Annotated in this window: 6 protein-coding genes; 2 read left to right on the plus strand and 4 right to left on the minus strand. The window is 67.3% G+C overall.

The features are described from left to right. Positions 1-238: 238 nt before the first annotated feature. Genes FJY88_10390 through FJY88_10405 form a run of 4 tightly spaced genes read right to left on the minus strand, consistent with a single transcriptional unit; the run spans position 239 to position 3,984 of the window. A complete protein-coding gene (locus FJY88_10390; GenBank protein ID MBM3287740.1) occupies positions 239-1,108 on the minus strand; it encodes a hypothetical protein in 870 nt (289 codons plus the stop codon). After that, complete coding sequence (locus FJY88_10395) at positions 1,077-2,327, minus strand: glycosyltransferase (protein ID MBM3287741.1); 1,251 nt, start codon at positions 2,325-2,327, stop codon at positions 1,077-1,079. The genes FJY88_10390 and FJY88_10395 overlap by 32 nt, the downstream gene beginning before the upstream one ends. Beyond that, entirely contained in the window at positions 2,216-3,394 is a 1,179-nt protein-coding gene (locus FJY88_10400; GenBank protein ID MBM3287742.1) for a hypothetical protein, read from the minus strand. The genes FJY88_10395 and FJY88_10400 overlap by 112 nt, the downstream gene beginning before the upstream one ends. Further along, positions 3,391-3,984, minus strand: a complete 594-nt coding sequence (locus FJY88_10405) for a Maf-like protein (GenBank protein MBM3287743.1) — start codon at positions 3,982-3,984, stop codon at positions 3,391-3,393. The genes FJY88_10400 and FJY88_10405 overlap by 4 nt, the downstream gene beginning before the upstream one ends. Positions 3,985-4,152: 168 nt before the next feature. On the opposite strand from FJY88_10405, the gene FJY88_10410 reads away from it, so the two are divergent. Next, positions 4,153-5,754, plus strand: coding sequence for an aldehyde dehydrogenase family protein (locus FJY88_10410; protein ID MBM3287744.1), 1,602 nt, complete (start codon positions 4,153-4,155; stop codon positions 5,752-5,754). Then, the gene (locus FJY88_10415; protein MBM3287745.1) at positions 5,573-7,045 is read left to right on the plus strand and encodes a hypothetical protein; all 1,473 of its coding nucleotides are present in this window, start codon (positions 5,573-5,575) and stop codon (positions 7,043-7,045) included. The genes FJY88_10410 and FJY88_10415 overlap by 182 nt, the downstream gene beginning before the upstream one ends. Positions 7,046-7,254 lie beyond the last annotated feature (209 nt).

A 7,254-nucleotide genomic window follows, 5' to 3' on the forward strand; every position in this document is an offset into this window, starting at 1 on the left:
GGATCGCACACGCCATGCCGAGGCGCAACGGCCTCATGGCGCCGCTCTCCAAACCCTCGCGATGGCCGCGCAAGGCGCCTCCGAGCGGGTCAACTTGACCGAAGGGGAAGCAAGCGGCTATCTTCGCCTCATGAGCGGAGTTCGAACGAGTCGGATGATCCCGCCAATCTTGCTGGCGGCCATCGTCCTGGGGATCGCCTGTCAGCCGGAGCGCCGGGACACGCCCTCGGCGGGCGCCTCAGAGAAGGGGCGTGAGACGCCCCCTCGAACGCAGGAGGCTCGGGAGCGCCCGGGATTCGTCGAGACAAGCCTCAGGGCCGATCCCGTGCTCATCGGAATCTCCCATGCGGACTCGACGTTGGGGGTGCGATTCGCGCCGCCTGCCGGATGGCCACCGATCGATCCAGCGCTCTTCGAAGCGACGAATCGCGCGAGGGACAGCCTCTTCGCGACGACGGATCGTCTCGTGTCGCGGCCCGTACGGATGTATGTCGACCATGAACGCCGGTTCTACATGATCCTGGCGACATTCTCCAACTGGCCGGCTCCGCTCGATCCGTACGCGGCCTTCGCCGGATATGGGGCGGTCGTCCGCGGCAGGGGGCCCGATGTGGAGGTGTCCGAGAGGACCTTCCGCCACGGGCGGCTCGACATCCATCAGCTCTTCATCTCGAACCCCGTGATGGTCAACTACAGGCTCATTCTCCTGCGCGAGGACCGCCTCCCCGTTCAGGTCGACTATCTTCTGCCGCGCGCGTCGTACGAGCTGGTCTCCGGGGCGATCGAGGCGTCGATCGCCTCCTTCGAGCGTCTGTAGACGCCCCGTCGGTCCGTGGGATCCGGACCTCTCCCCGCTCCAGCGCCTCCGGTGAATGACGATGGATCGTTCACCCTCGAGGCCGATCAGGATCCGCTTCCCAAGGCGCTGGATCCTGTCGACGGCCCGTCCGATGAGATCCTCGACTGGCGGCTCGACCGAGTGGAGCACGAATGGGCTCGGGATTCGAATCGCCTCGAGACGCTGGCCCAGGATTCGCGACCTCAGCGCCTCGATGTAGACGACGAGGTCGGGCAGCTCAGGCACGGAGGCAATCCTCGTAGACGGCATTCAGGGATGCCGCCGCAGATTCGAGCGAGAAGCGGCCGACGATCCGAGCGCGACCCGCGCGGCCCATCCGCCGGCGAAGATCGGCGTCGTCGAGGAGCCTCACGATCGCGTCGCCGAGCTGATCCGGCCGCCCCGGCTGGACCAGGAGGCCCGAGACGCCATCCTCCACGATCTCCGAGAGCCCTTCGACATGCGTCGCGACGATGGCCCTCTCCATCGCCATCGCTTCGGCGGCCGCGATTCCGAACCCCTCCCAGAGGGAGGGGAGGACGAAGAGATCCCAACGGGCGACGACTCCAGGGATCCTGTCGTGGGGGATAGCTCCGAGGAATCGCACGTGCCTCTCGATCCTCAGACGGGCAGCCAGCGCCTCGAGATCGGCGCGCAGGCGGCCCTCTCCGACGATCTCGAGGATCATTCGGGGATGCCGTCTCAGCGCGTCCGGCAGGGCTCGGAGGAGATGCTCGTGCCCCTTCTGCCTCTCGAGTCTGCCGATCGTGCCGATCGCGGGGCCCGGGACGTCGATCGCATCCTCCTCGACGCCCTCGAGGCGGGCCTCCGGCCGCGCGGCGCACGCGGCCGGGTCGAAGAGATCGACATCGACGCCGTTAGGGATGACGACGATCCGCTCCGGTCCTGCGATTCTCCGATCGACCAGGAAGCGGCGAACGGCCTCCGAGACCGCGATCACGCGCGCGCAGCGGCCAGTCAGCCGATCCTCCAGGCGGTAGAACGGGGAGCCGCGCTTGCCTTCGAACGCGTAGTGCCGGGTCGTGACGACCGGAGGTCCTCCAGCGAGAAACGCGGCGAGCTTTCCCGCTACGCCCGCATGGACCAGATGCGTGTGGACGAGATCGACCCTCTCTCTCCCGATCAGCCGGGCCAGCCGGAGGACGGCCCGGACGTCCGGCGACCCGGCCGTCGAGAGGTCGCGCAGCTCGATCCGTTTGTCGAAGAGGTCGGCGATGTCGGCCCCGCGTCGCATCAGATAGGCGATGAGGATCCGGTTTCGATCGAGGTCGAGCCGCCTGCACAGGCCGAGAAGCTGCGTTTGCGCCCCGGCGGGCTCGAGGGTCGTGATGACATGCAGGATCGTCCTGTCGTTCATCACGGCCCCCGCTGATGGTCCTCGGACCTTTGAGGATTCGATTGCAGGGCGGCGGCGAGAGCCGTTCTCTCTCTCTGATAGAGCCCTCGCAAGGCGGCATTGGAGAGGCATCGCAGGGTCGCCTCGCGCGTGAGAGAGGCGACTTCTTCCCGTTCGATGCGCACGCGCTCCACGAGCACCCGCGGACTCGATACGAGGCGCGAGAGGGTCCGGACAGCGAGCAGAAGCGGCCAGACGCAGAAGAGGCGGACGCGGGGCGCGCGGCGCGGGAGAAGCAGGACATACTCCAGCCCCTGATCGAGGTGTCTCGCGGCGCGCTCGGCCATCTCGCGCACCGCATTCATCGCGGCGACGCTCTCCCCTGGCAGCGTCATCCGGACGGTGGATGTGCCGTGCCTGCGAGCGACTTCCTCCGGCAGATAGGACCATCCTCTCCTCCGGTCATCGGAGAGATCCTGGAGGATGTTCGTGCCCTGCAGCCCGAGACCGAAGGCCGTGGCGAGGCGCTTTCGGCGCTCCCGCGACACACAGGCGCGGGCGGGAATCTGGCCGTGAATGATCTCGTCCAGCAGACAGCCGACGGTTCCGGCGACGTAGTACTCGTAGGCGTCCAGATCCTCGCATGTCTCGAGGGAAGTCCAGCCCGCGCCGGCGGGAGGATCGGCCGAGACGGATCCCGCCTGCGCGGGCCGCGCCTCCCATCCGCTCGCCTCCTGCAAGCCGACGAAGCGGGCCATTCCGTTGGCGAGCTCCGAGACCCAGCGCTCGATTCCGGCGCGGCGCGAGGGATCGAGCGCCGAGAGAAGACGATGGAGACGGGGAAACCCTTCGACGACGGCTCTCTCACTCGAGGAGGGAGCCAGGCGCGCCGCGACTTCCGATGAGAACTCCTGAAGCAGGGCGGATTCGCGGGTGGAGACAGTGAGGAGGGAGACGAAGCGCAGAAGCCATGCGCGCCTCAAGTCCGGCGCGACTCCCGGCGCGTCCTCGATCGTGTCCGCGACCCGGCAGAGGAGGTATGCGAGGCGGACCGACTCGCCGATCGAGGGGGGAAGGACGTCGATGCCCCGCGCGAAGGTCCGGGAGACCAGGGGGAGGATCGCGCGCGCGAAGCGCAGGTCGTCCTGATCCGAACTCGTCCGCTCCCGGGCCGACTCCATCGATCGAGGCGGCCTCATATTCCCGGGACCCGGAGGAGATCCCAGCCGGCTCGCTCGAGCAGCCGCCGCACGGCGATCAGGGGAAGCCCGATGATGGCGGTCGGGTCATCGCACTTGAGGTACTCGAAGAGAACGATGCCCAGCGCCTCGCTCATGTAGGAGCCGGCGCAGTCCAGCGGGGACTCGAGCCGGACGTAGGAGACGATCTGATCGGGAGAGAGAGGTCTCATGCGCAGATGGGCGACGACCGTCTCGCTCTCTTCCGCGCCGTCAGGCATTCTCAGGACGACGCAGGTGTGGAGCTCATGCTCGCGTCCCGCGAGCCAGGCGAGTTGCTCGCACGCGCGCTCGGGGGTTCCCGGCTTCTCCAGCGTTCGCCCGTCGCAACATGCGACCTGATCGCTGGCGAGGATCGCCGCGCCGGGGCGCCGCAGCGCGCCGGCGCGAGCCTTCCCGCGGGCGTTCACCAGAACCGTCTCCCCGGGGGTCGCGAGACGGACTTCGCTCCAGTCGGGCGCGAGCAGGTCGAATGGGACGCGTAGCCGCTCGAGGAGCGCCCGGCGGTAGCGTGATGTCGAGGCCAGAACGAGCGGAGGCTGGTCGCGCATCGCGCCTGCAGGATAGCCGATCGGGCGAGGCGCTCCAAGAGGGAGGGACGAGCGCCCAGACGATGTTGCAGAAGATCGGGGCAGTCCCTACCATCGGGACGCGTCGCCCGGGGAGGCGGATGGCCCGGCTGGACTCCGCGCGACCCGACGCAGAAGGAGTGACCGCGCATGAACCTCTCGATCAAGAAGCCGCAGAATCAACCCCTGATCCCCTATGGGACGGAGGACGCCGAGTGGAAGGCCTTCCAGCAGGCGCTCGATCGGATCCCGAGGAGCTTCGATGTGCCGATGATCATCGGCGGCGAGGAGGTCCGGTCCACGGGGAGGATCGAGTCGATCGACCCCTCGACGGGAGAGGTTCTCTGCACGACGCAGAAGGCGACGGGGCAGCACGCGAAGGCCGCGATCGACGCCGCCCTCAGAGCGAAGGAGGAATGGGCGTCGCTCCCCTATGAGAGCCGGATCCTCAAGTTCCGCGACCTCGAGCACCTTCTCTACGAGCGCAGGCATGAGATCTGCGCGGTCGCGGCGAAGGAGTGCGGCTATGTCGCGGGGGAGTGCTCCGGGTCCTGGGCCGAGATGATGGACTTCATCCGGTTCAATCCCTGGTATTACCTCCAGCTCTGGCGGACGGAGATGGGCGATGGCCCCTCCGAGACGAACATCATGCGGCTCCGGGCCCTCAAGGGGTTCACCTGCGCCATCACCCCCTTCAACTTCCCGATCGCGATCGGCTACAACCTCCCGACGGTGATGGCCCTCTGCGGGAACACCGTCGTCTGGAAGCCCTCGAGCGACGCGCCGCTCACCTCCTGGCTTCTCATGCGGGCCATCCGGGACGCCGGGTTTCCACCCGGCGTGATCAACATGATCACCGGCCCGGGCTCTGAGACGATGCCACCCGTGCTGAAGCATCCGGAGCTGCTCTGCGTGAACTTCACCGGAGGGTTCGACACGGCGAGGATGATCTCGCACGAGCTGTTCAACCGCGACACTCCGCGTCCCCACTTTCCTCGCTTCGTGGCCGAGACGGGCGGAAAGGACTTCCTCGTCGCCGACAAGGCGATCGATGTCTGGGACACGGCCGCGGCGATCATCGCCGGAGCCTTCGGCCGATCGGGACAGAAGTGCTCCGCCAACAGCCTCCTCTGCGTCGACAAGAAGGTGTGGCCCGATCTCAAGGCGGCCATCCTCGAGCAGATGAAGAGCTACAAGACCGGCAACCCGCTCGACCGCTCGACGCACATGGGCCCGGTCATCAATCGCGGGGCCTTCGAGAGCATCACGGGATTCATCAAGCGCGCCAAGAGCGATCCGAATGTGAAGACCCTCGCGGGCGGCGATTTCTCGTCCGAGAGAGGGTTCTTCGTTCAGCCGACCATCTTCGAGGTCGAGGCCGAGGACCACGAGCTTCTCTCGGTCGAGATCTTCGGGCCCGTGATCGCGGCCAAGGTCTACGATCACGTCGATGAGGCGATCGCGCTGATCCGCGGCAACGCGTATCGGCTGACCGGGTCGGTTTGCTCGCAGGACGAAGGCTTCCTTGCGAAGTACGTGCCGATTCTGGCGGAGCTGGCCGGCAACTTCTATGTCAACCGCAAGACGACCGGCGCCACCGTCGACCAGCAACCCTTCGGAGGCGACGGCGCGAGCGGGACGAACTACAAAGCCGGGGGGATCTGGTACCTGCTCCAGTTCATCTCCCAGGGGACGGTCACCCGGCGGCACGCGCGTGTTCCGAGGAAGCCCGGGATCTGGAACTGGATGTAGGGGAAGCGCCCGCGGGGCGGGGGTGGTGGATCGCGGGCGCGGCCCAGGAGTCCCGATTGAGACCCTTATGAGCCGGAGGATTCCTATCGCGGCCGCTCTCGTCGGGCTTCTCGCCGTGGCGCCAGGCGCCGGGGCAAGGAGCTTCCGCGTCGTGCCCGACGGCTCGGGGGAGGTCCCGACCATCCAGGCGGCCGTCCAGGCCGCGGCGGACGGCGACACGATCCTCCTCGCAAACGGGGTCTTTCAGGGCGACGGGAATCGCGACATCGATCTCGGCGAGCGGGAGCTCGTGATCCGTTCGGAGACGAACGATCCCTCCTCGTGCGTGATCGACTGCGGAGCGACGCAGAGCGATCCGCACAGGGGGTTCTTGATCCGTTCCGGACAGGGTCCGGGGACGGCGATCAAGTGGATCAAGATCACCAACGCCTACGCGGAGCTTGGGGGGGGAATCCTGTGCGAGGGATCATCGCCGACGCTGCTCGGGCTGACGTTCTTCCAGAACGAAGCTCGGGAAGGCGGCGCGGTTGCGTGCGAGAGGGCGGCGCCCGTCATCGACGGGTGCATCTTCGATAGCAACTTCGCCTCGGAGAACGGTGGAGGTCTTCTCTGCGGGACCCGCTTCGGCGACAACAAGGCCGCGCAGATCCGTTCCTGCGTCTTTGTCGGCAACATCGCCCTCGGCCGGGGAGGCGGCATCTCCTGCTCCTATTCGCGGCCCGAGATCTCCCGATGCGGCTTCACGGAGAACACGGGCGCCCAGGGAGGGGCGATCGCCTGTTACCTGGCGACGCCGACCGTTCAAGAGTGCTTCTTCAGAAGCAACTGCGCCGGCCGCGGAGGCGGTATCTGGTGCGGCGAGAGCGCTTCTCCGGCAATCGCATCTTGTACATTCTACGAGAACGCCGGGTACGCAAGGGGGGCAGGCGTCTACAGTCAGGACTCCGCGCCCGCGATCCGCAACACGATCATCGCATGGTCGGTCCAGGGGGAGGCGGTGTACAGCCGACAGGGGGCCTTCCACCCGGAGCTGAGCTGCTGCGATCTCTACAGGAATCGCGGGGGGGACTGGACCGGGTTGATCGCCGGCCAGCTCCCGGAGCGCGGGAACCTCGCCTCCGATCCGATCTTCTGCAATCGGTTTCAGGGGGTCTTCAGCATCGCGAGCTACTCGCCGTGCGCGGCGAGGCAGTCGGGAGCTTGCGGGCTGATCGGGGCCTACGATGTGACCTGTGACGTGGTCCCGGCGCAGCGAATGAGCTGGGGGAGGCTGCGAGGGCTGTTCCGGTAGACACGACGTGACCCTCTCCCGGGATGTGAGTGGATTGATGGCCGGGCGCCGGGGGGTCGATCGCCTCAACCTCGTCTGATCCGGATTCCGCCTCCCAGTGTGTCGATGCGCAGCTCCGCCGCCCCCTCGCCGATCACGCAGACCGCGCGCCGCCGCGCGCGGCCCTGACGCTCTCGCTCACTCTCCGGGGGGAGGTCGAGAGTCCCGCC

The sequence above is a fragment of the Candidatus Eisenbacteria bacterium genome (genome assembly GCA_016867495.1).
Taxonomy (GTDB): Bacteria; Eisenbacteria; RBG-16-71-46; order CAIMUX01; family VGJL01; genus VGJL01.